Below are 25,118 nucleotides of genomic sequence, written 5' to 3'. Positions count from 1 at the left end.
CACACTCAAGTAAATTTTAGTTATCATGTCGATTTAGAAATAACTAATGGGCATATCAAGGTTTATGGTTATCGTAAGAAAAATGCCTAACAAGAACCATCAATCTGACTTAGTAAGCTGGTGTGGTTGGCGTTAGGGTGAATATAGCGTATCCGAGAGGTTCAATGTTTCCGTCTTACCTAGAACAAGCTCATGATTTATGCTTTTTAAATCACGACATACTCGTTGAACTTCTTCGTTCAGGAGAGAAAAATAAAATATTTCATCAACAAATTAATTTTTTGTCCGAAGAAGATAAAAAACTACTTGAACAATCAAATGATATCTTTGAGTGGTTTGAGCTCACAGGACGTAAGTTAGAATATGTAGAAACGCTCAGGCGTACAGTATTTCAGGCTCTTTTATCTGACTTTTTACATTTTATTTATGAATCATTGTCTTGTTCTAGAAAAGAAAAGTTGACTGTAGCTTACGCTCTTTTACGAAAGCCAATACAAGAAAATCTTCTTTTGCTCGAAATAATGGCTATCGATATAAATGATTTTTCTAACAAGCTGACTGAAAACCCATTAGCTTTAAGAGCTAAAAATTATGGGGGAATAGAGGGGCATACAAAACGAATTCAATCTGTACTAAAAGTCTTAGGTGAAGAAGAACGATTTAATGCAGATTACTTGGCGCAACTTAGGTATCAAAAGTCTGAAGATGGCTTTGATGGGATATGTAATAAATCTATGCATTTATTTACTGAGCACAAAAAAATAAAAACAGAAAATATGAATATTAATCAGATTTTTTCTGGATCTGAGTCAAAGCAAACACAGTGGCACTTTTTGTATAGCCGTTTACCATACCTTATTTTTTATGCGCGTAGGCTTATTGAACATATTTGTGGGACGTTTTCAAAAACAGATCCTAGTTATTTGAATAACATAGAATATAGAGTTATGGCCGCTACAATATTGTGGTATCCAAATGTTGAAGACAGATATAAAAATGATAACCTTGATAAATTTGTAGATTCAACAGTAAATAAATTAGAGAAGACCTTTTTGGATGCAGGAAAAAATAAACCGAGTAAAAAAGACATCCTTAGAGTAAAAGATTCAGGTGTAATTTAATTGAATTAGCTTAGACCTAATCGGGTAAGGGCTGGTATCTAGCCAGCCCTCCCCACAACACCCTGCATGCGGGTCCGCACAGGGCATTTCATTTAGAATAGTGAAGTGCAATCCATCCATCGCGCAATGAGTAAAGCCCCTCAGATTTCAAATACGCTAACGAGAGCGCTTGGTTAATCCCCGGAGTTTTCGCACTGCGCCATGGCCCTTTGCTGGTAATGCCACACGCAACCGCAGCTTGTACCTGCACACCCAGTTTCATCAAGTTTCTTACTTTGGTTCTCGGCTTTCGCCATTGTCGCCAATAGGCCATCCTGACCCTGCGTCTGATCCAGTGATCTAAATCGACACAACGCTGGTAGGCGTTGGCGATACCAAAATAGTTTTTCCAGCCGCGCAGATATTGACTGATCTTGAATAGGTGGTAGCGCATCGATACGCCCCAGTTGCGGTTCGTTAATTTCCGGACTCGTTGCTTAAAGGTATGCAGCGTTTTCGGGTGCCATTGAATGTGGCCACGCTGGAAGATGAATCCCAGGAATTTACATTGGCTGGCCTTAACGACTTGGCTTTTGGTGGTATTCACCGCCAGTTTCAGGCGTTTTTCAAGGAACTGACTGATACTGCGAAGTACCCGTTCACCGGCTCGTTGACTCTTTACCAAAATAGTAAAATCATCAGCATACCGGGCAAATGGATGTCCTCGTTTCTCAAGCTCTTTATCCAAAGGATCGAGCATGATGTTTGCCAATAAGGGGGATAGTGGTCCTCCTTGTGGCACACCTTCCAGGCTTTCACTGTAAAGCTGGTTATCGATAACCCCAGCTCGCAAGTAACCTTTGATCAATTTGAGCAACGCCTTATCTCTGACACGCTAGCCCAGGAGCGTCATTAATCGGTCATGGTTAACACGATCAAAGAACCTGGACAGGTCAACATCAACCGTAATACGGCGGCCCGTTTTAATGATGCTCTGCACCTGTTTAACCGCTTGTTGCCCATTTCGATAAGGCCGGAACCCGAAGCTATTATTCGAGAACTGTGGATCGAAGATGGGCGTTAGCATTTGGGCAATGGCTTGTTGAATTATGCGGTCGATAACGGTTGGAATACCCAGTTGGCGTTTTCCGCCATCGGGTTTATCTATTTCAACACGTTTGACCGGTGAGGGCTGATAGCCCCCGACCTTTAATTCACGGGCAATGAGCTCCCATTTGCCTGATTTTGCCCAAACAGGAAATTCCTCAATGGTCATGCCATCGACACCAGCGGCCCCCTTATTGGCTCGAACACGTTGCCAGGCCTGCTGTAAATTAGCTGGCTGTAGAACACGTTCAAGTAGATTATCACCAAAGGCTGGTTTCATCCCATGACGCTGACCCACATCAACACCGGTCGGCGCATGTGTTTTCAGGTATGACAAGACTCCTCCTTTATACTAAATGTTCAGGCCTTCACCATGTCCCAGCCATTACGCTGGGCATTTGGCTACTATGCCGTCTGCTGACTTCTGCTTAATCACCGAACAGGGTTACCCCTGACGGCGCTGTCGGTTTTCATCATATTCGCTCTCTTTGGATGATGAATTCAAAGAGCCAAGGCACTTTTATACCAGCGCCTTACTGGTTAATTACCGATCGCTTGTTAAGCAGATCTCCCCAGATAAGAACATAAACTTTCACTGCACTGTTGCATCATTTACGGTGGCCGTTAGATCACATGGCTTCGTCGTCTTGTGCCAACTCGCCTTCAGCCTACGCCTCATATGATGTTCTTGTTCATCAACTCGCAGTTTTGCTAGCGGCTTCCTCCAGACCGATCCTCGCGGATAAGCCCTTGCCATTCGCTAGTAGTTAGCGTTTAATAACAATAAGTTAAATAAACGGTGATCTTCCTACAGAGGACTTTCACCTCATTAGTTCATGCCCATGCTGGGCGTACACAAGCGGCTGCATTTCGTTCCGGCCTGCGGCCTCCACCGGACTCGCTTCGCTCGCCGATGAGCCGGGCGTTATATGCCAGAGTTACCCACAATCAGTGGACACCTTCTATAGTTAGATTCTATCTGACATTGAGGTGCACCATGACTAAGAAACAAACCCAAGCTTATACTGAAGAATTCCGCAAAGAAGCCGTTTTACGGTCTGAACAACCAGGCAATTCTGCCGCTTCTGTCGGTAAGGAACTCGGGGTCAGTGCTCAGCAAATCTATAACTGGCGCTGTCAGTTTAACCGCCTCTCTGATAAACAGTTTAATTCCCTTAACGGTGTTGATTATTCTAAAAAGGAAGTGAGGAAGTACGCCTTAATTGCTGAGTTCTGGCCGTATTTTACAGTTGTACTGATGTGTCGGGCCTTGCAGGTATCAGGCTCTGGTTTTTATCGCTGGCTAAGCTGCTCAGAGAGCCGCTGGAAGAGTAAACACCAGGAAGTCACAGCGAATATCATCGATGTGTATGCCACCTTTAAAGCACGTTATGGTGCGCCACGTATCACCCAGGAACTAAGGGCATTGGGCCTAAAGTGTTCGAAAAATTACGTTGCTGACCTGATGAATATTGAAGGATTACGGGCACGTAATGGTAAAGCATTTAAATACAGTCGTCACAGTCCGGTCATGTTCAATGTGGCAGATAACCTTTTGAATCGTCTGTTCAATGTCGAGAAACCTAATCAAAAATGGGTAACGGACATCACTTATATCTGGGTGAAAGATCAGTGGCTTTATTTGGCGACGGTAATGGATTTATTCTTATGTTGTATTGTTGGTTGGTTGTTCGCTGGATGTCAGCATGACCGAACAACTCAATACAGATGCCTTGAAAATGGCCTTAAACAGGCGCGATATAGGCCCAGGGTTGATTGTTCACTCAGATCGTGGTGTGCACAATACAGGGCCGTAAAATATCAGGATTTAATCAAAAGCCAGGGTGGTCTTGTCAGTATGAGTCGGCGGGGGAATTGTTGGGACAATGCGGTGATGGAATCTTTTTATAGTCGATTGAAAGTAGAGCTAATTTACGCTGAGCAATACCGCTCGATTGAGGAGGCGAAATCAGGTATATTCGAATAAATTGAAGTATTTTATAACCGCTTACGTAGGCATTCAGCACTGGGCTATGTGAGTCCGGCTGAATTCGAGCGCATTCGCGCATAAACCGTGTCTACTTTTTGTGGGTAACACCAATTCTCAAGGAGTTAAGAGTGCTAATTATTTATTGGCTTGTGTTAGCAGTATTAGTAGGAGTCTATGCCAGAAGTAAAGGGCATTCAGGGCTAGGGTATTTGCTATTGGCGGTTTTATTAACACCGTTAATTGGTTTTATCATTGCATTAATAGTTTCTCCAATAAAGAGTAAAACTGATCAAATAGCTTTAAATTCAGGTGAAATGAAGAAGTGTCCATTTTGTGCTGAGCTAGTGAGGTTCGAAGCAAAGAAATGTCGATATTGCAATTCAGAATTAATTGAAACGACAGTTGAAGATGATTCCCAAGAAGAGTTAATGGAAAAGTATAATATTCAGTGGAATTCAAGTAAAAATGTTTACCTTTATAAAAATGAAAAATTTAAGAACTTTGATTACGCTTTGCACATAGCAATGGGTGACAAGCAGGAGTAATTGAATATAACAAGCCAGCGGATTCGTAAACTCATCGTTGCTTCAAGCGTTATGAATCTTTTCAGTGTTACCACTAAGGGGTAGTCATAATGAATACGGCTCTAATTGTTGCTTTAATCGGTTTTTCAGCATCCTTAGCAGGTGTTGCAATTTCTCAGTTTCTTAAAGAAAGACATCGGAGATCTGAGCTATTGATGGTTAAATCTGAAGAGTCGATAAAGCTCTTGTTGAAATTAAGAGCTATCTGTCAGAGACAGTTTGAGAAAATTAATGACTACATTCTTCATGAAGAGGGAGTTGCTTCTGCCATCCTAGATATGAGTATGCAAGTGGATAGCTTGAACTCAGAATTGCGCATGTATACCAATATCTATTTCCCTAGCTGCGACTCTAGCAGAAATGAAATGTATCGTATATTTATTGATGTCCAGCTTGAGTATTCGTTACAGCTAGATAAGCTTGATGCAGAAAGCCAAGGCGAAAGGGTAGCTTTTCAGGCTACAGCTAAAGTTCACCACATAAAGTTCAACGAGTTAATAAAGTGTATTGCAAATCTCGAAAATTCTTTAATTTCGAATTCTCCGAGATGGAATTCATAACAAGTGGCATCACCAGAAAAATTAGTCGCTGCGTTCCAAATTTTCTATCGTGCCAAGCGTTAGAGCTCCGTGATCTCAAAAAGTAAAGTTATACTCAAGCTTGATATAAATTTAAACCCACGAATTTATAGGAGCAAAGGCTAATGAAACTTCCCATAGTAATAACTATTTTAGTTACGGTTCTACTTGCCAGTTGCAGTAATGAAGGTGATTTGGTCGGCGTTTGGAAAGCCTCCTCGGCAGATATGTCATTTGCAGAAGGGAGGATTCCTCCAGAGAAGATGGAAAAAGCAATGCAAAAATTTTTGCGCGAAAGTGCGTCTGCATTTGATCTAAATTTAGACGGAACTGCCCGAATTTTTAGTGGCAATATCAAATGTAATGGGAGTTGGTCAGTAAATAAGAACATTGTAAATGTAAGATGCCCAGATAGCTTTATCAAACTAGAAAAAAATGGAAAAAAACTAACGACCCTACCTGATCGAACATTTACATTTGAACGCCAGTAAGATATTGGATGCATTGAAAAAAGGTGAAGAAAACTGTAGGTTACTCTAACAAACAAAACCAGCGGACGCGTTAGAAACATTTAAATATGACCAAAGTTGATTTTGTAAGTTTCAATCAAGTAAATCCAGAGGAATTCCTTCCGGTAGTTAATGAGCAAGGGGTGAGAAAGCACCTAATTGACCATGAAAATTTTACCTCTATCAGCATTAGAGAATGGATAAATGAGAAGCTTAAAACAGAACATCTGGATGGTTGCCGTATTCGAGCAATTTACATCGATGGAGCATTAGCTGGCTGGTGCGGGATTCTGCCAGACGATAACGGTTTTGAGCTGGCAGTTGTTATATCTCAGAAATTCTGGGGGGTTGGTATCTCAATATTTAAAACATTAATGCTTTGGGCCAAAGAGCTAGGCCATAAAGAGATACTATTTCACTTACTCGATAGTAGGCCTGAATATAAGGCTTTAAACAAAATGTCCACCAAAGTTCATAAAACGGAACTATTAGGTCGATGTTTTACAACCTATTATATTTCGGTTGATAAATGGTTCGCAAAGTAACTTCTAACGAGACCATCAATTTGACCGCCTTACGCTGTGCTTACGGCAGAAAATGATGGCGACGTTATATCGACCATAATCAATTGAAAATAAAAATCATAGTCACCTAGATCTTAAGTCATTGATTTTTAATAAATGTCGTTTTCTGTCGTTAATATGTCGTGGTAAAAAACTAGATAAAACAATGCACAGGAGCATAATTTTCCTCGTTGTTTTCAAAACCCCAGAGGAAATAAATTTGTTTCTTTCAACGAATAAGTTAAAAACATTACGTCAGGAAAAGGGCTGGTCACAAGAGGTGTTAGCTAAAGCCTCGGGCTTGTCAGTAAGAACGATTCAACGAATCGAAGCTGATGGTAAAGCATCTGCCGAATCAACCCTGGCTATTGCTTCTGTTTTTAATTTATCTCCTCAAGCCTTGAAAGCAACTTCTGATGAAATTGAAGTTAACTGGACGAGGAAAATGATCATGAAAAATATAGTCGCTTTGTTAGTTATTTCTGGCGCAATTGCCATGTTAATTATTTTGGGAGCCAGCGCAAAGCTCTACATAGACGTAGCCTCAGGTTTATTTTTAATTCTATTTTTATACGCCGCCACTATCGTAACTTTTGGTACACATGGAATGTTTAAGTCGCTAGCCGGGCTTAAATATTTGTTTACTGAAGAAATGGTTGGCGGCTCTCAAGCTCAATACCTGGAACAGCTTTATAGCAGCCAGGTTAAATTTCTGTATGGCGGTGCATTCATTGGCTTGATTATTGGAACTATTGCCATACTTGGTAATGTTGATACCTATGAGAATTTTGTGTTTCAAAGAGCATCAGCTGTTAATTTAATCGTTTTATTTTATGCGGCAGTGCTAAGTGAAGGGGTGTTCAGGCCTTTAAGTATCAAATTAAGGACCTGTGACATAAAAGGATAACTCTGTGAAGTGGTGTGTTGATGAAGCCAAATTAATGCTGGCGATGAACAATAACACGGCGATTAACACGGCTAAACAGGCATTTAAGCAAGCCAGAATCGACCATCAGCACAATAATGTCTTGCACGCTGCCTTGCTACTTTATCAATTGCAAAGGCAGCTGCAAGGGCAAGCTAATACAACGCCTGCTGACTAGTATCGAGATCACATAAAACAAAATGCAGCAAAATTTTGCTTAAATAAACACAAAAATGAGCTAACTAAATTTGGCTATTTTTCACCAAAGTATAAATTAAGCTAGTCTGTTTCGTTCACCTTAGAGCTTAACTGCAATCGTTGAGCAGAACTCAGCAGTTGATGATAGTTTAAACTCTCCCCCATTTTTAGTGCTTTAACAACAAAGCTTGGCTGTGCTTGTCTAATGGCCAAGTCTAATCGCCTTAATGGTTCGTGAACATGCTCACACCCTAACGTCCAGGTGCCGTAACCCCAAGGCACAAAAACTTTACAGCCTAAATCATTTGCGGCTTGTATAGCATCTTCTGGTGACATGTGCACAGCTCGCATGCGAGCATGATAAGCAACAACAGGCATTAAACACACATCCATAGCACCTACTTTTTTGCGTATGTCTTTAAATACATCGCTATAACCTGTGTCCCCGGCAAAATACACTTTGTATTTGCCGTCGTCTATCATCCAGCCGCCCCATAAACTTTGTTTGCTATCAAATATTCCTCTTGCCGAGGTATGATTCGCAGGTAAAAAATGGACTTTTGTATTGTTGTGTTGGCTTTGGGTATACCAGTCCATTTCTGTAACTGGCCCTACTGTGTAATCAACGTCACTACCGCTGTCGAGTGGTAAATACAATTGAGTATTTTGACTAAAATTATTTAACGTGTTGTTGTTTAGGTGATCAAAGTGGTCATGAGATATCAGCACCCCTGAGACAAAGGGTAGTTGCTCTGCTTTAATTGGCGCTTCTCCCAGACGAACCCACGAAGAACTCACTTGCTGCCCTAACCAGCCAGCCATACCATCAAACTCATCAAATACAGGGTCAGTTACAAAAGCGTCATGATTCATCTGTTGGATCAAAAAGCTTGCATGGCCGAGCCAAGTTATTTGGCCACGTTTATGCTCATCAATATTGATCTCTTGATGTACTAAGTCATTGTATGAATAGCCATGGGCTTTATCGTATTGATGTGCTGGTACCGGATCTAAAAATGATGCTTCATGTAGTTTTTTTTCTTCCGGTTTAAGCAAATCTAACTCATCATTAATATGGTGTGGTCCCTCACCGGCAAAGTGACTGTCAAACAAGTTTTGGTGTTTGCCCTCATTTCCCACTCGCTCCGGGTTTTCAACACGAGTTATTTGCGCACCACAGCCAGTTAACAAGTGACTATGGTGTCAACTCCTAATTTTTAACTCATTTTAGGATCCCACATGACACCATCTCTAACCATCGAATTTAAGATAACAATCATCTTTCTGACGCAGGCAATTATTGCTGTTTTTTTAGGTTTTCCAGCGGCCAATAATCGCTGATACGTATCTTTAAAAACAGGATTGCACTGAATTGCGGACATCATAGCCATGTACATAACCGTTCTGATTTTATGGCGACCACCGCGTATATTTCTTTGTCCCTGGTAAATACCACTTTCTCTATTAAATGGCGCAACACCAATGAGGGATGAAGCTTGTTTATTCGTTAAATATCCCAATTCAGGCATGTCGCTTAATAAGTTAAATGCAACCACATTACCTATGCCAGGTATGCTTTGAATAATGTCATTTTTAGCTTTATATTCAGCGCATCTATCCATCAGTTTTAGTAGTTTTTGGTCGATTTTATCGAGCTGGTTTTTAATAGCTGTTAAAATTGGTTTGATGATGCTGGATATGTTTTTTGGCATTATCTGAAGCCGATTTTTTTCCATAGTTTGCATCGTCATTAACTGTCTTCTCCTAGAAAGTAAATCACTCATTAATTGCATGGTCTCCGGCTTTAATGCTGACAATTTGGGCTTAATTGCTTCACCATAATGAGCTATAAGTTGGGCATCGAGTTTGTCTGTTTTAGCATGACGACCAATCGCTCCTGCAAATTTTTTAATGTGTGCTGGATTTGCGATAACAAAAGGTAATTTTTCTGTCGCACAGGCGATGCAAAATGCTTGTTCCAGTCGCCCCGTTGCTTCAATGATGATGCGAGTAGGATTGTATTTTTTGATTTCTTTAACGGCTTTATTGATACCTTTCTCATCATTTGAAACAGTGAAATAGATGTCTAAAGGGCGTATGTAAATATCGAGTTGTGTTTTACCAGTATCAACGCCGATGTTAATTTCATTTTGATTATTGTTGTTATTCATAATAAGCTGACTCTGCCTTGCTATTCGGGCTCGAGGCCCAGTTGACTATCCGAGTTTAATGCTTGGAGTCCTATACAGCGTTCTCACTTGTTATCGGTCTCTCAACAGAGGAGCCACGCAATCATCGAACTGCTGTATAAGAAGGCTTTGGTTGCAGCCAAAGCTTGGGCCTCACACTACCCGAAAAGGTTTAAAAAGAATATTAAGATATGGGGGATATTATCCATACAAAGTAATTAAGATTAGTTGCGAAAATACGTTAAGTTTCATAAAAAAATATACTCCAATAGTTTTCTTTAAAGAAATTAACAGGGCCAAGTAATGAAGTCTTATTGAAAACTTATTTCCATAGCGATAGAAAACAAATAGAATTATTATCAATAAAAAACAATCAGTTAAACCAAGAAATCAAAGTAATTTACATCAACAGATATAACCGTGACTTGATGAAGAGGATGCTTTAACACACGATTTAGAGAAAAATAAGCAAACAACATCTTAATTTATTGATACCGACAGCGGGATGGCTCATGGGGTGCCGCCATTAACTTCGAAGATAAGATAAACACAGATGGTGAGGACGGCGAAGGATACGTAACGCCAGACGGAAAAATACCTTTTCTATTGTCGCCGTTGTAGCCCACCAGATTATTGATACACTCAGGCCCAAATAATGAGCCATATAACAATCGCGGCAAGAGCGATTGTTATATGGCAGCACGCCTTCTGCGGACATTAGACATACGAGTTACCCACAATTGGCGGGCATCTTCTTTAGTTAGGTTCCATCTCAATATAGAACTAAAAGACTTCAGAAATTCAGCTGTAAGCTCAGAGAAAAATGTCTTCAAATCAACTTTCAACTACCGCAAATAAATTACGAAAAAAACCTGCTCTACTGTCGATTTAACCAGCCTTTTAAGCTTTAATTAAAGGTGCAGCCCACCCCAAAAGGAGCCCGCCTATTCCAATATTTCTCATACATTTATGGTCATAAACCAGCTGTAATTTAAGTCGCAACCCCTGAGTGCAAGCACACCCAGAGGTCGCTAACCACAACGAACTAACAGGAGTACGTCATGGCTGAATATCATCATACGTCAGAGTTTTGCCTGGCAAAAGTAAAATATCCCATTTATCGGCAACTTACCGTACTGGAAACTGTTTGTGAAACGGCAGTGAAAGTACGCGGCATCGGCATTAACTACCAACCTGTAAACCTTGAACCTTGCCTTGTGCTTAGGGGAAAGTGGCTGCGGGGGGCAGGTTTTCAAGTGGGACAGAAGGTACAGCTTGTGGTCAACCCGGGGGAGGTATTCATCACCCCCAAGCGGGTTAGCTCTGAACAAGCTGAGTCAACACCGGGCAGTGAAGGAGCTGAGACAAAACAAGCGAAAGGCTAGCCTTTAAAGCAGAGTTAATAGCTTTGAAACCTGGCGAACCAAGCTACTGCCTCTACAACAGATGCAGTAGCTTTCCCGGCACATAAAAGGAGCCGTTACCACTCCCTTATTATTGGAAAAACTAAGAAGCGCTTTCTTTCGCTCCGGCGGTTTTCACTTCGGATATACTGGCCTGTTCAAGCTGCAGCTTTTCGATTTGCTGGGTGATCGCCTGAGGCGAACCGGTATGGCGGCATAACCAGTAGTAGGCGCCGGGCACCACAAACAAGGTAAAAATACTGGCCAGGGAAACACCGGCAAAAATCACCACACCTATCACCATGCGGCTTTCAGCCCCGGGACCCGAAGCCAATACCAGAGGAACGGCACTGGTGACGGTAGTAAAGGTGGTCATGATAATCGGGCGCAAGCGCTGCTGCGCCCCTTTGATCAGTGCCTGCTCAAACGCTTCGCCGCGATCCCTTAACTGGTTGGCAAACTCAACGATTAAAATACCGTTTTTCGCCGCCAGGCCAATCAGCATCACTATACCTATCTGGCTGTAGATATTTAAACTCATGCCCATAAGTTGCAAACCCGCCAGGGCTCCCACCAGTGCCAGCGGCACGGTCAGCAAGATCACAAAGGGGTGGATAAAACTTTCAAACTGGGCCGAAAGCACCAGGTAAGTGATCAGCAGCGCCAGGACAAAAATAAACAGGATAGACTGGCCCGAGTCTTTTAATAACAGCGACTGGCCCTTGTAATCCACCTGGGCTTCATCCGGTAATTGTTCATCGACAATCTGGTTGAGAAAATCCAGGGCATCCCCCAAAGCATATCCCTGGCTCAAATTGGCGGTAATGGTCACGCTACGCAGCCGGTTATAACGGTTTAAGCGCGACGAGGTGGCATTTTCGGCAATAGTGATCAGGTTCGATAACGGCACCAGTTCGCCCGTGGTACGCGAGCGCACATAAATATTGTCGATATCGCCGGGGCTGCTAAAGTCACTTTCATCCCCCTCGACAATCACATCATATTCTTCCCCGCGGTCGACAAAAGTTGTTACCCGGCGCTGGCCGAGCATGGTTTCCATGGTTTTGGCAATATCCCCTACCGGCACCCCGAGATCGTAAGCCCGCTCATGGGCAATTTCCACCAGCAACTGGGGATAGGTTTCCTTATAATCACTGTCTACGGCAGTCAGGTTCGGATTTTCCTGGGCCTTGGCGATCACTATATCCCGCCATTTCGCCAGTTCTTCATAGGTATTACCCTGCAGCACAAATTCTACCGGACGGCTGGAGCCGCCACCGCCTATGCCGCGGCGGATAATGGTAAAGGCGCGAACATCGGTAATATCTTTAAGCTCTTTATTAAAACGGTCAGCAAATTCAAAGGTAGAAAAACTGCGCTGATCCCATTTCGGCAAACCGACTATGGCCACGCCGCCGGTACCGCCAAAACCCGGTACCCGGACGATCACCCGGTCCAGTTCATCCTTTTGCTTATAGGCCAGCAGCTTTTCTTCAATCTGCTGCATGTTTTTAACATTGCTTTCGTAGCTGGCCCCTTCTGCCCCTTGCATGCGGATAAAGAGATCTCCCCTGTCTTCTTTCGGGGTATATTCCTGGGGTAATTGTCCAAACAGCAAATAAGTGGCAAACAGGGAAAGGCCGACCACACAAAGCAATATCAACGGCTGGTGGATACTTTGGCTTAACGCCCGGCCATAAGCGGCTTCTATTTTCGCAAAACCTTTGTCCAATACCTGGCCAAACGAAGAACTGCGCTCCCTGTGCTTAAGCATTTTCGAGCACATCATAGGAGTCAGCGACAAAGCGGTAATACTGGAGAACACCACGGCTGCGGCTATGGCCAGGGCAAATTCGGTAAACAGTCGGCCGATATTACCGGATAAAAACACCAGGGGCACAAAAACCGCCACCAGCACTAAGGTAGTGGCAATAACGGCAAAAGCAACTTCGCGGCCGCCTTCATAAGCGGCCATTAAAGGGGTCTGACCGTTTTCGATACGGCGGTAGATATTTTCCAGCACCACGATGGCATCGTCCACCACCAGGCCGATTGCCAGCACCAGGGCCAGCAAGGTTAGCAGGTTAATGGAAAAGCCCAACCAGGATAACACCATCATAGAGCCGATAAGCGCCACCGGCACAGTCACCGCCGGGATCAGGGTAACGCGGATATTACCCAGGAACAGGAAAATTACCAGGATCACCAGCATCATGGCGATAAACAAGGTATTGTACACTTCATCTATCGAGCCCTGGATAAAGACCGAGCTATCGTAACTGTTGGTGATGGTCGTGCCCTGGGGCAAGGTATCGCGTACCGCGACCATTTCCTCGCGACCGGCTTTAACCACATCCAGGGTATTGGCGGTTGACTGCTTGATGATGCCAAGCCCCACCATGTTTTTACCGTTGCCGCGGAACATATTTTCATCGTCTTCGGCGGCTATTTCCACCCGGGCAACATCCCCCAGACGTACCAGGGCATTACCTTCTCCGCGGGAAATCACCATGGCGGCAAAGTCTTGCTCCGTCAGGTAACTGCGCTCAACCCGGATAGAAAAGTCACGCTCAATCGATTCAATTTCCCCCGCCGGCAATTCGATATTTTCCGCCCTCAACGTTGACTCGATATCGCTTACCGTGATCTTGCGCGCCGCCATTTCGATACGGTCTAAAAATATCTTCATGGCATAGGTACGGCCGCCGCCGACCCTGACCCGGGCGACACCGTCAACGACGGCAAAGCGGTCAACGATATAACGCTCGGCATAATCGGTAAGCTGCAGGGTAGACATGGTTTCACTTTGCAGCACAAACCAGGCGATAACATTTTCATCGTCGTTGGCTTTAAATACTTCCGGGGGATCCGCCTGCTCCGGCAGGTTGTTTAATGCCCGGGAAATACGGTCCCTGACATCATTGGTGGCAGAGTCTATGTCCCGGTCCAGTTCAAATTCGATAGAGATACTTGAGCGCCCCACCCGGCTGCTGGAGGTGATATTTTTTATCCCCTCCACCCCGCTGATCCTGTCTTCGAGTACCTGGGTGATCTTGGTTTCCACTATCGCCGCCGAAGCGCCGGTATAGTTGGTATTGATACTGACCACAGGCGGGTCTATATCCGGATACTCCCGCAGCGGCAGCAGCATAAAGGCCACCACGCCGAAGGTCACAAAAAGCAGGTTGATAACGGTGGCAAAAACCGGACGTTTGACCGAGATATCAGATAAGATCACTGCTTATCCTCCAACACGGATACCTGGATGCCTTCCCTGAGTTTCAGCGCCCCTTCGATCACCACGGCATCCCGCTCCTCAAGCCCTGACAGTACCTCGACTTTGCCCGGCTGGCGGCGGCCGATGCGGATAGCTTTTCTTAATGCCTTGTTGTCGCTGACCACAAAAACAAAATGTTTGTCTTCAATCGGGATAACCGCACTTTCCGGCACCTGCAACACCATATCGGTATGGCGCTCTATGGTGATATTAAGCAGCATGCCGGGACGTAGTTTCAGCCCGGGGTTGGGGATTTTTCCGCGTATTTTTAAGGTACGGGTTTGCGGGTCGATACGGCTGTCTATGGTGGCAATTTCCCCGGTAAATACCTGCTCCTGGTAGGCAACGTTAGTGGCAGTGATCTTCTGCCCTACGACTATGGTAGGTAAAAAACGCTCCGGCACGGTAAAGTCTACCTTGATCACACTTAAGTCATCCAGGCTGGTGATCACATCCCCGGAGTCGATATAGGCGCCGACACTGATCTCCCTGAAGCCGAGCACACCGTCAAAAGGTGCTTTAATGGTGAGGTCACTGAGTTTGGTACGGGCACTCATCAGCTGGGCCGATATCGCCTTGGTTTGGGCATCTTGCTGATCCAGTTCGGATTTTGACGTTGCTTTTTTCTTTAACAAATCCTGGAAGCGGTTGAGCTGGGCTACCGATTCAGCCAGGTTGGCTTCAAGCTCCCGCACTTTCGCCACTTCTTCCTGACGGTTTAACCTGACCAGCACCTCGCCTTTTTTCACCTGCTGGCCGTCATCAAAGGAGATTTCATCCACCAGATCTGAATATTTGGAAGTGATCAATACCTGCTCGTTGGCCCGGGCTGTCCCCAGCGCCTCTACCACATCTCTAAATTCCGACTGGCTGATGATGGCGGTTTTTACCGCAATCACCCGGTTTTTTTGCTGTTTATCTGCCTTTACCGTCGGCCAGCTTAAATAAGCAACCAAAGCAATTAACAGGGATAATAGTAACAATAATGGCAGGCGCCTGGTAATGGAATTGGACATAATCTCTTTATAGTCAGGTTGTTAACTGAACTACTATACCTTAGATAAAACCTTGCTTCGAGGCAAGTTAACCCAAAAACACCGCCATTTACCGAAAATTTACACAGCGACTAACCCGAAACCAGCAGAAAAACACGGGAATTAGCGCCAATAGCACAAAATAAATATAACCCGGTGATAATTAAGATATAATCATTTCATCGATACATTTAAACAGGCGGTGACAGTGAACAAACTAGCAAGCATAGCAATAATCATTTTATTAATTTGTGGCGGCGCCCTCTGGTATTTTGCCAGCGGCTCCCTCAACCTTTTTATCAAAGAGCAGATAGAACAACAGGGTAAAGCTTATACCGAGCAGCAAGTCACGGTCGGCGAGGTAGATGTCAAGTTGACCCAGGGGGCGGGCAGCATCAAAGGGCTGACCTTAGCCAATCCTGCCAACTACCAGCAAAAAAATGCCTTCTCGATGGAAGATGTCACTTTAGATATCAATATCAAAAGCCTGACCGAAGAGCCGATAGTCATTGATGAAATCCGTATTATTGCGCCCCAGGCTTTTGTCGAAGTATCAAAAACCGGTAGCTCCAACTTTAACGAAATTTTAGATGCGCTGGAGCGTAACCTGCCTAAATCGGATAAGCCTTCGCAACCGGCCAGCGAAGAACCGGCACAATCAAAACAGCCGGAGCCTAAAGTCAGGGTTGAGAAAATCACAGTTGCCGGGGTTGCCCTGACCTTAGATCTGAGCCAGCTTGGCAATAAAGCCCATCAGCTCACCCTACCGGAAATCAGCCTGACCAAGGTTGGCGGCGAGCAGGGTCTGCCGGCTAGCCAGTTAGGCGGTGAAATTATCAAGCAGGTATTGAAGAAAATCAGCAAGGCCGCAAAAGAAGAACAAAAACAAAAAATTAAAGATAAGATCACAGATAAGATAAAAGACAAAATCACAGACCTGTTTAAATAAGCTTTTACTTAAACAGTCTGATAACAGCAAAATTCAGCTAAGCTCGCGGGCAATGACAAGCCATGTCGTTGCCCGTTTCTTTTCCCGGCCATAAGGGGCTATACCAATAATCCCTTTAAAAGCCCCAATAGTAATTCATTTTTAAGCCGACCAGGGTGCTTGCGCTTCTTTCCAACAAAAACCTCAGTTCCCAGTCGGGAGCAAACTGGTAGTTAATTTCCGTATAGAAACGGTGACGGTATGATTGACTCAAATTAAGCCGCGCCGCTTGCTGCAGTTCAAGTTTCATTTTTGCCTTGCTGCCTAAGGAGGTTAACAGCCCAAGTTTACCGGAAACCGTGACATCGTCCCGGTCACCGGCAAAAGCCTTGCCCCCCAACATGCCATAAGCCAGGCTGTTTTTGCCAAAGCGATACGACTTGCCGATATCGCCTTCAATAAAGTAAATGCCGCAATCGAGACAGGCATAATTTAGTGCTTCATACCCTGCGCGAACCGACCAGGCATACGGGTTTTCATCACGCCAGGGCACACCCGGGGTATGCAAGGAGTCGAGATCGATCAGGTCCAGCTTAAGCAAACGGGTGTTGTTATCGTCTGTGATAAATTCAACATCGAGCATTTCCAGGTTGGCAAACGGATTTCGGGCCACCGAAGATGACAAGTCATCGAAATAGGTCATTCTAAAACCCGATGTCAGATACTGTTTTGAGCCGTCTATATCTGCCAGGCCAAATGAATATTTTGACGGTTTCATACCCAGGTGCGGGGCTTTCTTCTCGCTATTACCCCCTTTGGCGATTGCCCGCCCCGGCGGCAGTTTTAGCCGTTCACGCATCAATTTTCGGGTATTGGCTTTTAAAACGGAGGCATCGGTCTGCTTTTGCTTGATCACATTCTGATACTGAAACAGGGTTTCAACGATGATTTTTTGCTCTTTTACCGCCAGCTGCCGGTAATTTTTGTTGGCAAAGTCAAATTCGTTGTTGATCAGCTCACCGGCGATCGCCTTTTGCTCAGGGGTAAGCTGGCGGTAATAATCATGCAATACAGATTCCCGGGACGGGATAAAAGTGATGTTTTCCAGTAAAGGGTTACCCCGGTAACTGGCCTGCTCCAGCCCTTTCGCCACCGCAGAGGGGATCACCCATAAGCTGTCATTGGCGATAAGCGGCTCGGTTAATACCAGTTCAAGCAATTTGGCGATATGAAAGGCGCAGTTTTCATCGATAAAATAATAATCAAACTTATTGCCCAGCACTTCCCAGATATGTGCGGCAAGCAAATCGACATCGTCGCTGCTCAGGTTCAGTTTATACTCCCACATATCCCGCAATTCAACATCGCCATAATTGTGGTGGTGACGGTAAAATTGCTGATCTGAATATCCGGCGTCATAACCGCCAAAAATCCCGCGCAACACATAAACCACAGGGTTTTCCTGCTCCGGCACTATCGCACCATAATTGAGGCTGGTATTAAGCAAATCGCTTTTCTGGGAGCCGCCGCGGTTCAACTTTAAAAACAGGTGCCCGTACATGGATGCGGGATTGCCCATATAACCGGAAGCAAAAACCACGCTGAGGGAGTGAATATCCGCCTGTTGACGCCAATGCTGGTAATCCTGGCAATTTACCGCGGGTAACTTGCCAAAAGAACTGAGGTCCACATGCTCGGTAATAAGCTTAAACCGGGCGGGGAAACGGCATTGGCCATGCTGCTGCCCGGGATTGGCAGGATCTTTTTCCTGATAAAAGGCCTCAATGGTGGCCCTTAGCTCTGCCAGGGGATCCCGGCGGCCGTTTGCACTTAAATAAAAGCTTTCGCTGGTAATATAACCGGGCTTGGCGGCATCTGCCGGATAATGGAGCAATTTTCGCCATTGCTTGTTTTCGGCATAGCTTTGAGGTGATTGAGCACCGGCCAGTGCATGACCAGACAAAAGCACAAAAAGAACCAGTAAAGGGATTAGATACGAAAAAATTTGTTTCACTCAACTCATCTCAAAATAAGCCAATACTTATAAAAAAGAAGTTTTCCAGCCGCTAAAAGTAAAAATGGACCCTGAAGGTCCATTTTTAACGGTATTTAAAAAATGCCGTTTAAACGCTTGCACAAGAAGCAGAAAAGCTTGTTTCAACGCGCTGTTCTAAAGTCTCATATAAGGCTTGTGCATTATCATTTTCTTTTTGGGCGAAGTCTTCGCGCACAGCTTTGATAATAGCTGAATGGCTGGCGGCTTCACAACCACGCAGTTCAAGCATAGCCGTTACATATTCACCTTCACCAACAGCAACTTCCTGCTCAAGTACCGGCATAGTTGCCTGGATGAACATAGCCGTTTTTGCTTTCTCGCCAGAACATGAATTCTGTGAAGAAGCATTAGAAGTAACAGCCGTAGTACCTAAATCCCAGATAATATTGGAAATCGCGGCCGCAGTACCGTTAGCAGGGAAAATGATTGCGCCGATACCGCAATCTTGCCATGCGTTTAAAGTTTTGTCGTTAGCGGCTGCTGCTGGCATAGCTGCACTGGCAGCAAGAGTTCCAACCATAAGGGCTGATAGAATAGTTTTGTTCATACTTCGTTACTTCCTCGAACATAAAATTTAGCTGTAGACAGATTTGTCGGTCGCTACTATAACGCCTGTAACGGCTAATTACTATTCATTTAACGTTATTTCAACAAGTTTTCTACCCTCCCGGTACTGTCATTTTTTTAAGCTGTTAACTAAGGTTTTAATAGTCTTAAATTTTTATAAAGACGGCTTAATTTTGATAAGGATCTCTATGTTTGCACGGCTGATATTCACCTTTGCCCTGATACTGGGCCTGTCAGGGTGCCAAAGCCTGTTTTTCTGGCCAACGCCTGAGCTGGTCGACTCCCCCAAACGTTTTGGCTTTAATTATGAAAATGTCGAGTTTCAATCCAGTGATCAAACCCGGCTGCACGGCTGGTATTTATCCTCGGCCTTAAGTGGAGAAAACAACCGGGGTACCGTTTATTTTCTCCATGGCAATGCCACCAACCTCAGCTATCATATTGCCAATTTGTACTGGTTAACTGAGTACGGCTGGAATGTTTTTATTATCGACTACCGGGGTTATGGCCGCTCTGAAGGGGAGCCTGACTTTCAATCTGTGATCCAGGATGCCAGTTCCGGTTATCAATGGCTCCGTGACCGGGGAGAGGAAAATATCATCATCATCGGCCAAAGCCTGGGCGGCGCCATAGCGACCGGCATGTTAGGTTTAAATAAAGATATCCGGGTTTTCGGCCTTATTCTTGACAGCACCTTTGCCTCCCACCGGGAAATTTTCAGGGATATTCTCGGAAAATCCTGGCTTTTCTGGGGCTTGCAAATACCTTTGAGCTGGAGCATTTCCGATGATTACGCCCCGCAAAACTTTATCTCCGGCTTAAGCCATACTCCGCTATTGATCGTACACAGCGATGCCGATAGGGTGATCAATAAAAAACACAGTGAAAGCCTTTATGCCCGGGCAGGAGGCGTAAAACGTTTATGGATAGCACAAGACTTACAGCACGGGGCTATCTGGCAAGATAAGTATTGGCAACAGCAACTTATCTGCCAACTGGCACAATGGCCCAAGCTGATGGCCGCCGAACACGCCTGTTCAACTTTTGCCTCCCAAAACTGAAAAAAGCTACTTAAAACCGCCGCTGTCCGGCACAAGAGATAGAGGATAATTAACGCCTTATTGGCTTTTCTACGAAAACTGGTCTAAATATTTAGTAGCCCGCAGGGATGCCCCGAAGTAAATAAACGCGTTATCAACTGGTCACAGGATAACCGGCATTTATCAAGAGGTATTCTCTATGACTATGGCTCTTCCCCAACGGTTAAGCTTAATCTGCCTGGCCGGCGTTAATCAAAACTCTCAAGGACTCAGTGACCAAACTCCCCGGGCAATAGCGCATGCCTTTTCAGACAATAACATTCATTACACCACCCTCTTGCTATCCCAGACAGTAACTCGTGCTGTTACCAGTGCAAACCGCAATCAATATTCTATAACAACCCGCTGCGCTAAAGCGCAGGAAAACCATAACAAGCAAATAACTTACAACCATTAATCACTAAGAGGTATTCTTTCATGGAGAAACTCCAACCTAAAAGAAATAAACCAGAAAAATTAATAGGATTAATTTTTGCCAGTTTATTCATCTTTGTCAGCAACATCGCTTTTGCTGAAATAGCCGTGATCGTTCACCCGGATAACAGTGCGTCACTGGATAAAAAAACCATCAAGAAAATATTTATGGGCAAGGTTAAAAAGTTCGATAACGGCAATGTTATCTTGCCTATGAATGCCAGCAAAGGCGCGGCTTCACGGGATAATTTCAACAAGCTGGTGATCGGCCGCACCACTACCCAGGTCAATGCCTACTGGTCAAAACTCGTTTTTACCGGCAAAGGAACCATGCCCAGAGAGTTGACATCAGATGCTGAAATTATTGCCACAGTATCGGCCAACAAAGACGCCATCAGCTATGTTGATGCCTCTGCCGTTACCGATGCCGTTAAAGTTATCGCCACCTATTAGGAAGTATTTAACATGAAGCTATTTAAAGTCTTAACTATGTTGATTGCTACTATCATTGTGCCCCATTCAGCCCTCGCGGATGTGGCATTTAGTGGCTACGGTTCAATTGTTGCGGGGAAAACCTTCGGCAGTGTCGATGACCCGCTAAACCCCGGAGAAACACGGGATGAAATCCTCACCGCAGATTTCTACGATGTCGGTCAGTATGATAATGACATTAAATTCACCCCGGAAAGTGTCTTTGCTCTGCAGGCATTGGTTGATTTAGGCGACGACCTGAAATTTACCGCCCAGCTGGTAGCCAAAGGTACAGACGATTTTGAGCCTGAATTTGACTGGTATTATCTGACGTATCAGGTCAATGACAGCTGGTCGGTAATGGCCGGACGGCGTAATATCCCCATGTATTATTACTCCGAATTTTCAGAAGTCGGTTATGCCTACCCCTGGATGCGGCCGCCATCCAATCTTTACTGGTGGCAAATCACCCAATTCAACAGTTTCCAGGCCAGCTATGATTTTGAGTGGGGAGATTACTCCAACAATTTAACCTTCTTTTACGGTAATGAGAATTCCTACGACAACAAAGAAATGCTGTTTTATGATGAGCTTTTTGGCGGTAACGCACGCTCTGTCGATGAGTTCTGGAGCGATATTCTCGGCTTTAACTGGAATATTGCCGGGGATGATTTTGAAGTCAGATTTGTCTATTTCCAAAATGACAGAGACCGCACCACAACCGCCCAGGACGGCACAGAAACAGACAGTGTCCCCTTCGATCAGCAGTTTTTAGGTTTTGGTGGTTATTACAATTTCAACCAATTCACCTTCTTGTTTGACTGGAACCACGTTGAATATGATGATGTGGTCGGCACAGAATACCCCACTTACCTGGTATCCCTGGTTTACAATATTGGCGATTTCCAGCCTTATATCGCCTATTCAAAAGCCGATCATGAAAACACCAAGACCGCTGCCGCCACCAAGGATTTAGAAGAGCATTATATTTTGGGCTACGGGGTACGCTATAACTTCCATCCCAGCGCCTCGTTCAAAATACAATATGATAAGTTTGAAGAGCAGGGGAATAAAGCAACAGGTTGGGCTTACCACGGCGATTCCCGCACCCTGACCATGGGCATAGATTTTATTTTCTAACTCCTGCTGATTGCCATGACCTTAAAAGGCCAGCAAATGCTGGCCTTTTTATAAAAGCAACTGTACTAAAAAATGAGCCAACAAGCACACAAGCCAACAATTCAGCTCTTCCGGCTCTTGCTCTTTTATGCCTCTTCACTGCTTTCATTATTGAAGAAGTCTACCTGCTCCAGCAAGGATTGCACGAGTGTTTCCATGGCTTTGCTGCCGGCAGCCGACTCTTCCACCAGGGCGGCGTTTTGCTGAGTCATTTCATCCATCTGAGTTACTGCGGCACTGACCTCGCCGATACCGGCGTTCTGCTCTTTACCGGCACCGTCAATATCATCGATCATTTTGCCCACTTCACCTATGGCCTTGACCAGCTCATCAAAAGTTTGCCCGGTTTCATCCACTAATTTCGTACCTTGACCTACGGCTTCTACGCTGTCATTGATCAAGCCTTTGATTTCCTTGGCGGCTCCGGCAGAGCGTTGCGCCAGATTACGTACTTCGGCGGCCACCACCGCAAAACCACGTCCCTGCTCCCCGGCACGTGCTGCTTCGACGGCGGCATTTAACGCCAGCAAATTGGTTTGAAAGGCAATTTCATCGATAACACTGATGATATCGGCAATTTTCTTACTGGATTTGTTAATATCACTCATGGCGGTGATGGCATTTCTCACCACTTCACCGCCGTTATTGGCTTTAACCATTACAGATTTGGACAACTTACTGGCTTCGGTTGAGTTTTCCGCGTTTTGTTGCACGGTACTGGCAAGTTCTTCCATAGCAGAAGCCGTTTCTTCCAGGCTGGACGCTTGTGTTTCCGTACGGTGACTCAGTTCGTCATTGCCTCTGGCTATGTCGGTAACCGACTCATAAACCTTGGTTGAAGTACTGTGGATATCGCCGACCATTTTATTGAGAATAGTGATCAGTTCATTCATGGCCTCGCCAATCACGCCAAACTCTCCCACCAATTCACCTTCGATAAAGTCGGTCAGGTTACCCCGGGACATAGACAAGAGCACTTTTTTAATTTGCGCAATGGCCTTTTTGCGCGCCGTAATATCCGTGGCATACTTCACTACCTTAAATGGCTTGCCGTTCAGATCAAACACCGGATTATAAGAAGCCTGAATCCAGATCTCTTTGCCGCCTTTGCCTAAACGCATATATTCATTGGCATCATATTCACCCAGATTAAGCTTGTGCCAGAATAACCGGTACTCTTCGCTGCTTTTATATATGGGATCGACAAACATACTGTGATGCTGGCCTTTTACCTCAGCCAGCTCATAACCCATGGCATTGAGAAAGTTGTCGTTGGCGGTAATGATAGTGCCGTCCATATTAAATTCGCTCACCGCCTGCGCCTTGCTTATCGCGGAAATTTGCCCGGAAACATCGGCATTGGCCAGTTTTTGCCCGGTAACATCACTGGCAAATTTCACCACTTTAAATGCTTTGCCGTTAAGGTCAAAAATCGGATTATAGGAAGCCTGGATCCAGATCTCCTTGCCTCCTTTGCCCAGGCGTTTATATTCACTGGCCTCATACTCACCGCGGTTAAGCTTGGCCCAAAACTCTTTATATTCGTTGCTGGTTTTATAGCCGGGTTCGACAAACATGTTGTGGTGCTTTCCCTGGATCTCTTCCAGGCTGTAGCCTACCGTTTGCAGGAAATTATCATTGGCGGTAATAATGGTGCCGTCCATATTAAACTCGATCACCGCCTGTGCTTTACCGATGGCGGCAATTTGTCCTGAAAAATCGGCATTATTGAGTTTTTGCTGGGTTACATCGGTGGCAAACTTAACGACTTTAAAGGGCTTACCGTTAAGATCAAAAATAGGATTATAAGAGGCCTGTATCCATATTTCCCGCCCTGCCTTGCCGATACGTTTATACTCTTTTGACTCATATTCTCCGAGGCTAAGTTTTGCCCAAAATTCCTTATATTCGATGCTGCTTTCAAAACCGGGTTCAACAAACATGCTGTGATGTCGTCCCTGGATTTCTTCCAGGGAATAACCGACCGTTTGCAGGAAGTTTTCGTTGGCATTGAGGATAATACCCTCCATATTAAATTCGATCACCGCCTGAGACTTGCTTATCGCGGCAATCTGTCCGCAGAAGTCGGCATTACGCTGTTTCTGCTCGGTGACATCGGTGGCAAATTTGACCACTTTCACCGGCTTGCCGGCTAAATCAAAAACAGGATTATAAGAGGCCTGGATCCATATCTCCTTGCCCCCTTTACCCAGGCGCTTATACTCCCTGGACTCAAATTCCCCGGCATTGAGCTTTTCCCAGAACTCCAGATATTCGGCGCTGCTTTCGACCCCAGGCTCGACAAACATGCTGTGATGCTTACCCTGTATTTCCTCCAGGCGATAACCTAACGTCTGTAAAAAGTTGTCATTGGCGGTAATGATGGTACCGTCCATATTAAATTCAATCACCGCCTGGGCTTTACTGATGGCGGCAATTTGTGCCGATGCATCCAACAGCTGCAATTCCTGCTCCCGCTGCCGGGTAATATCCAGGATCTCCAGGCAATGTCCCAGATATTCCTTTTGCTGATCATAAAGGGGATTAGCCGTCACTTTGAAAAATAACTGTTCCAGATTCACTTCTACGGAGCGGGATTTTGGCTCATTGAGATTAAAGTCCTGGCCTTCGGGAATAAACTCCTGATAAAGGCCATCTATATCTGTCCCCAAGATCAGTTTTTTATTTGCCTGAAAACGCGGCCACTTCTTTTGCAAGATGCTTTCATGGGATTTAAATAAGGCTATCGCCGCCTGGTTGAGATAACTGATACTAAGTTCACTATCAATCAGTATAACCGGACTGGCTAACTGTTCGAATGCCCCTTGCAGACTGAGAGGCAGGTTATCACGGGTAGTTTTTGTCTTCATTTTAGCTCTTTCCCTGGTTGCTATTAAACTTGTGCTTAATCCTTTGTAAGAGACAGAAAATTCAATCACTTTATGA

The 25,118-nt window shown here is 44.8% G+C and carries 21 protein-coding genes and 1 pseudogene; 13 read left to right on the top strand and 9 right to left on the bottom strand.

Annotated elements, in window-relative coordinates:
• Positions 1–164: 164 nt before the first annotated feature.
• Positions 165–1,121, top strand: coding sequence for a hypothetical protein (locus SG35_RS06790; protein ID WP_053043494.1), 957 nt, complete (start codon positions 165–167; stop codon positions 1,119–1,121).
• 88 nt (positions 1,122–1,209) lie between these two features.
• Here SG35_RS06790 and SG35_RS32025 read toward each other — a convergent pair whose 3' ends face one another.
• Both SG35_RS32025 and ltrA read right to left on the bottom strand, forming a co-directional pair.
• On the bottom strand, positions 1,210–1,611 hold the full coding sequence (locus SG35_RS32025) for a group II intron maturase-specific domain-containing protein (RefSeq protein WP_337993198.1): 402 nt from the start codon (positions 1,609–1,611) through the stop codon (positions 1,210–1,212).
• Between the two features lie 45 nt (positions 1,612–1,656).
• A pseudogene (gene ltrA, locus SG35_RS32020) lies at positions 1,657–2,376 on the bottom strand (group II intron reverse transcriptase/maturase); the annotation flags it as partial.
• Positions 2,377–3,204: 828 nt separating this feature from the next.
• Here ltrA and SG35_RS06780 point away from each other — a divergent pair.
• The 7 genes from SG35_RS06780 (at position 3,205) to SG35_RS06750 (ending at position 7,534) form a co-directional block, all read left to right on the top strand.
• Positions 3,205–4,194 carry an IS3 family transposase gene (locus SG35_RS06780; RefSeq protein ID WP_160298417.1) on the top strand — a complete coding sequence of 330 codons (990 nt, stop codon included), beginning with the start codon at positions 3,205–3,207 and terminating at the stop codon, positions 4,192–4,194.
• 131 nt (positions 4,195–4,325) lie between these two features.
• Positions 4,326–4,742 (top strand): hypothetical protein, encoded by a 417-nt coding sequence (locus SG35_RS06775; RefSeq protein ID WP_053043493.1) that lies wholly within the window; start codon positions 4,326–4,328, stop codon positions 4,740–4,742.
• A gap of 89 nt (positions 4,743–4,831) precedes the next feature.
• Complete coding sequence (locus SG35_RS06770) at positions 4,832–5,341, top strand: hypothetical protein (RefSeq protein ID WP_044836353.1); 510 nt, start codon at positions 4,832–4,834, stop codon at positions 5,339–5,341.
• Between the two features lie 143 nt (positions 5,342–5,484).
• Complete coding sequence (locus tag SG35_RS06765; RefSeq protein ID WP_044836352.1) at positions 5,485–5,850, top strand: hypothetical protein; 366 nt, start codon at positions 5,485–5,487, stop codon at positions 5,848–5,850.
• A gap of 86 nt (positions 5,851–5,936) precedes the next feature.
• The gene (locus SG35_RS06760) at positions 5,937–6,413 is read left to right on the top strand and encodes a hypothetical protein (RefSeq protein ID WP_044836351.1); all 477 of its coding nucleotides are present in this window, start codon (positions 5,937–5,939) and stop codon (positions 6,411–6,413) included.
• A gap of 238 nt (positions 6,414–6,651) precedes the next feature.
• The gene (locus SG35_RS06755) at positions 6,652–7,338 is read left to right on the top strand and encodes a helix-turn-helix domain-containing protein (RefSeq protein WP_044836358.1); all 687 of its coding nucleotides are present in this window, start codon (positions 6,652–6,654) and stop codon (positions 7,336–7,338) included.
• A 4-nt stretch (positions 7,339–7,342) separates the two neighbouring features.
• Positions 7,343–7,534 carry a hypothetical protein gene (locus SG35_RS06750; RefSeq protein WP_044836350.1) on the top strand — a complete coding sequence of 64 codons (192 nt, stop codon included), beginning with the start codon at positions 7,343–7,345 and terminating at the stop codon, positions 7,532–7,534.
• 101 nt (positions 7,535–7,635) lie between these two features.
• On the opposite strand, the gene SG35_RS06745 is transcribed toward SG35_RS06750, so the two are convergent.
• Entirely contained in the window at positions 7,636–8,694 is a 1,059-nt protein-coding gene (locus tag SG35_RS06745) for an MBL fold metallo-hydrolase (protein WP_160298416.1), read from the bottom strand.
• Between the two features lie 77 nt (positions 8,695–8,771).
• Entirely contained in the window at positions 8,772–9,725 is a 954-nt protein-coding gene (locus SG35_RS06740; RefSeq protein ID WP_044835965.1) for an IS110 family RNA-guided transposase, read from the bottom strand.
• A gap of 1,079 nt (positions 9,726–10,804) precedes the next feature.
• On the opposite strand from SG35_RS06740, the gene SG35_RS06735 reads away from it, so the two are divergent.
• Complete coding sequence (locus tag SG35_RS06735; protein ID WP_044835403.1) at positions 10,805–11,128, top strand: SymE family type I addiction module toxin; 324 nt, start codon at positions 10,805–10,807, stop codon at positions 11,126–11,128.
• Between the two features lie 121 nt (positions 11,129–11,249).
• Here SG35_RS06735 and SG35_RS06730 read toward each other — a convergent pair whose 3' ends face one another.
• Positions 11,250–14,384 (bottom strand): efflux RND transporter permease subunit, encoded by a 3,135-nt coding sequence (locus tag SG35_RS06730; protein ID WP_044835402.1) that lies wholly within the window; start codon positions 14,382–14,384, stop codon positions 11,250–11,252.
• Positions 14,381–15,439 carry an efflux RND transporter periplasmic adaptor subunit gene (locus SG35_RS06725; protein WP_044835401.1) on the bottom strand — a complete coding sequence of 353 codons (1,059 nt, stop codon included), beginning with the start codon at positions 15,437–15,439 and terminating at the stop codon, positions 14,381–14,383. The genes SG35_RS06730 and SG35_RS06725 overlap by 4 nt, the downstream gene beginning before the upstream one ends.
• Positions 15,440–15,665: 226 nt before the next feature.
• Between SG35_RS06725 and SG35_RS06720 the strand changes: the two genes are divergently transcribed.
• Positions 15,666–16,406, top strand: coding sequence for a DUF748 domain-containing protein (locus SG35_RS06720; protein ID WP_044835400.1), 741 nt, complete (start codon positions 15,666–15,668; stop codon positions 16,404–16,406).
• 115 nt (positions 16,407–16,521) lie between these two features.
• On the opposite strand, the gene SG35_RS06715 is transcribed toward SG35_RS06720, so the two are convergent.
• A complete protein-coding gene (locus SG35_RS06715; protein ID WP_160298385.1) occupies positions 16,522–18,348 on the bottom strand; it encodes an Lnb N-terminal periplasmic domain-containing protein in 1,827 nt (608 codons plus the stop codon).
• Between the two features lie 160 nt (positions 18,349–18,508).
• Positions 18,509–18,988: a DUF3015 family protein gene (locus tag SG35_RS06710; RefSeq protein WP_044835398.1), complete on the bottom strand. Its 480-nt coding sequence runs from the start codon at positions 18,986–18,988 to the stop codon at positions 18,509–18,511.
• Positions 18,989–19,196: 208 nt separating this feature from the next.
• On the opposite strand from SG35_RS06710, the gene SG35_RS06705 reads away from it, so the two are divergent.
• From SG35_RS06705 to SG35_RS06695, 3 genes are all read left to right on the top strand, one after another.
• Positions 19,197–20,069, top strand: a complete 873-nt coding sequence (locus SG35_RS06705; RefSeq protein ID WP_044835397.1) for an alpha/beta hydrolase — start codon at positions 19,197–19,199, stop codon at positions 20,067–20,069.
• 456 nt (positions 20,070–20,525) lie between these two features.
• Complete coding sequence (locus tag SG35_RS06700; protein ID WP_044835396.1) at positions 20,526–20,975, top strand: substrate-binding domain-containing protein; 450 nt, start codon at positions 20,526–20,528, stop codon at positions 20,973–20,975.
• 12 nt (positions 20,976–20,987) lie between these two features.
• Positions 20,988–22,133 (top strand): porin, encoded by a 1,146-nt coding sequence (locus SG35_RS06695; RefSeq protein ID WP_044835395.1) that lies wholly within the window; start codon positions 20,988–20,990, stop codon positions 22,131–22,133.
• Positions 22,134–22,258: 125 nt separating this feature from the next.
• Here SG35_RS06695 and SG35_RS06690 read toward each other — a convergent pair whose 3' ends face one another.
• Positions 22,259–25,042: a methyl-accepting chemotaxis protein gene (locus SG35_RS06690; RefSeq protein WP_084692952.1), complete on the bottom strand. Its 2,784-nt coding sequence runs from the start codon at positions 25,040–25,042 to the stop codon at positions 22,259–22,261.
• Positions 25,043–25,118: the final 76 nt, after the last annotated feature.

It is taken from the genome of Thalassomonas actiniarum (genome assembly GCF_000948975.2).
In the GTDB taxonomy this organism is placed as follows: Bacteria; Pseudomonadota; Gammaproteobacteria; order Enterobacterales; family Alteromonadaceae; genus Thalassomonas; species Thalassomonas actiniarum.
Note: the sequence above shows the minus strand (reverse complement) of the source record. Positions and strands in the feature narration are given on the sequence as shown.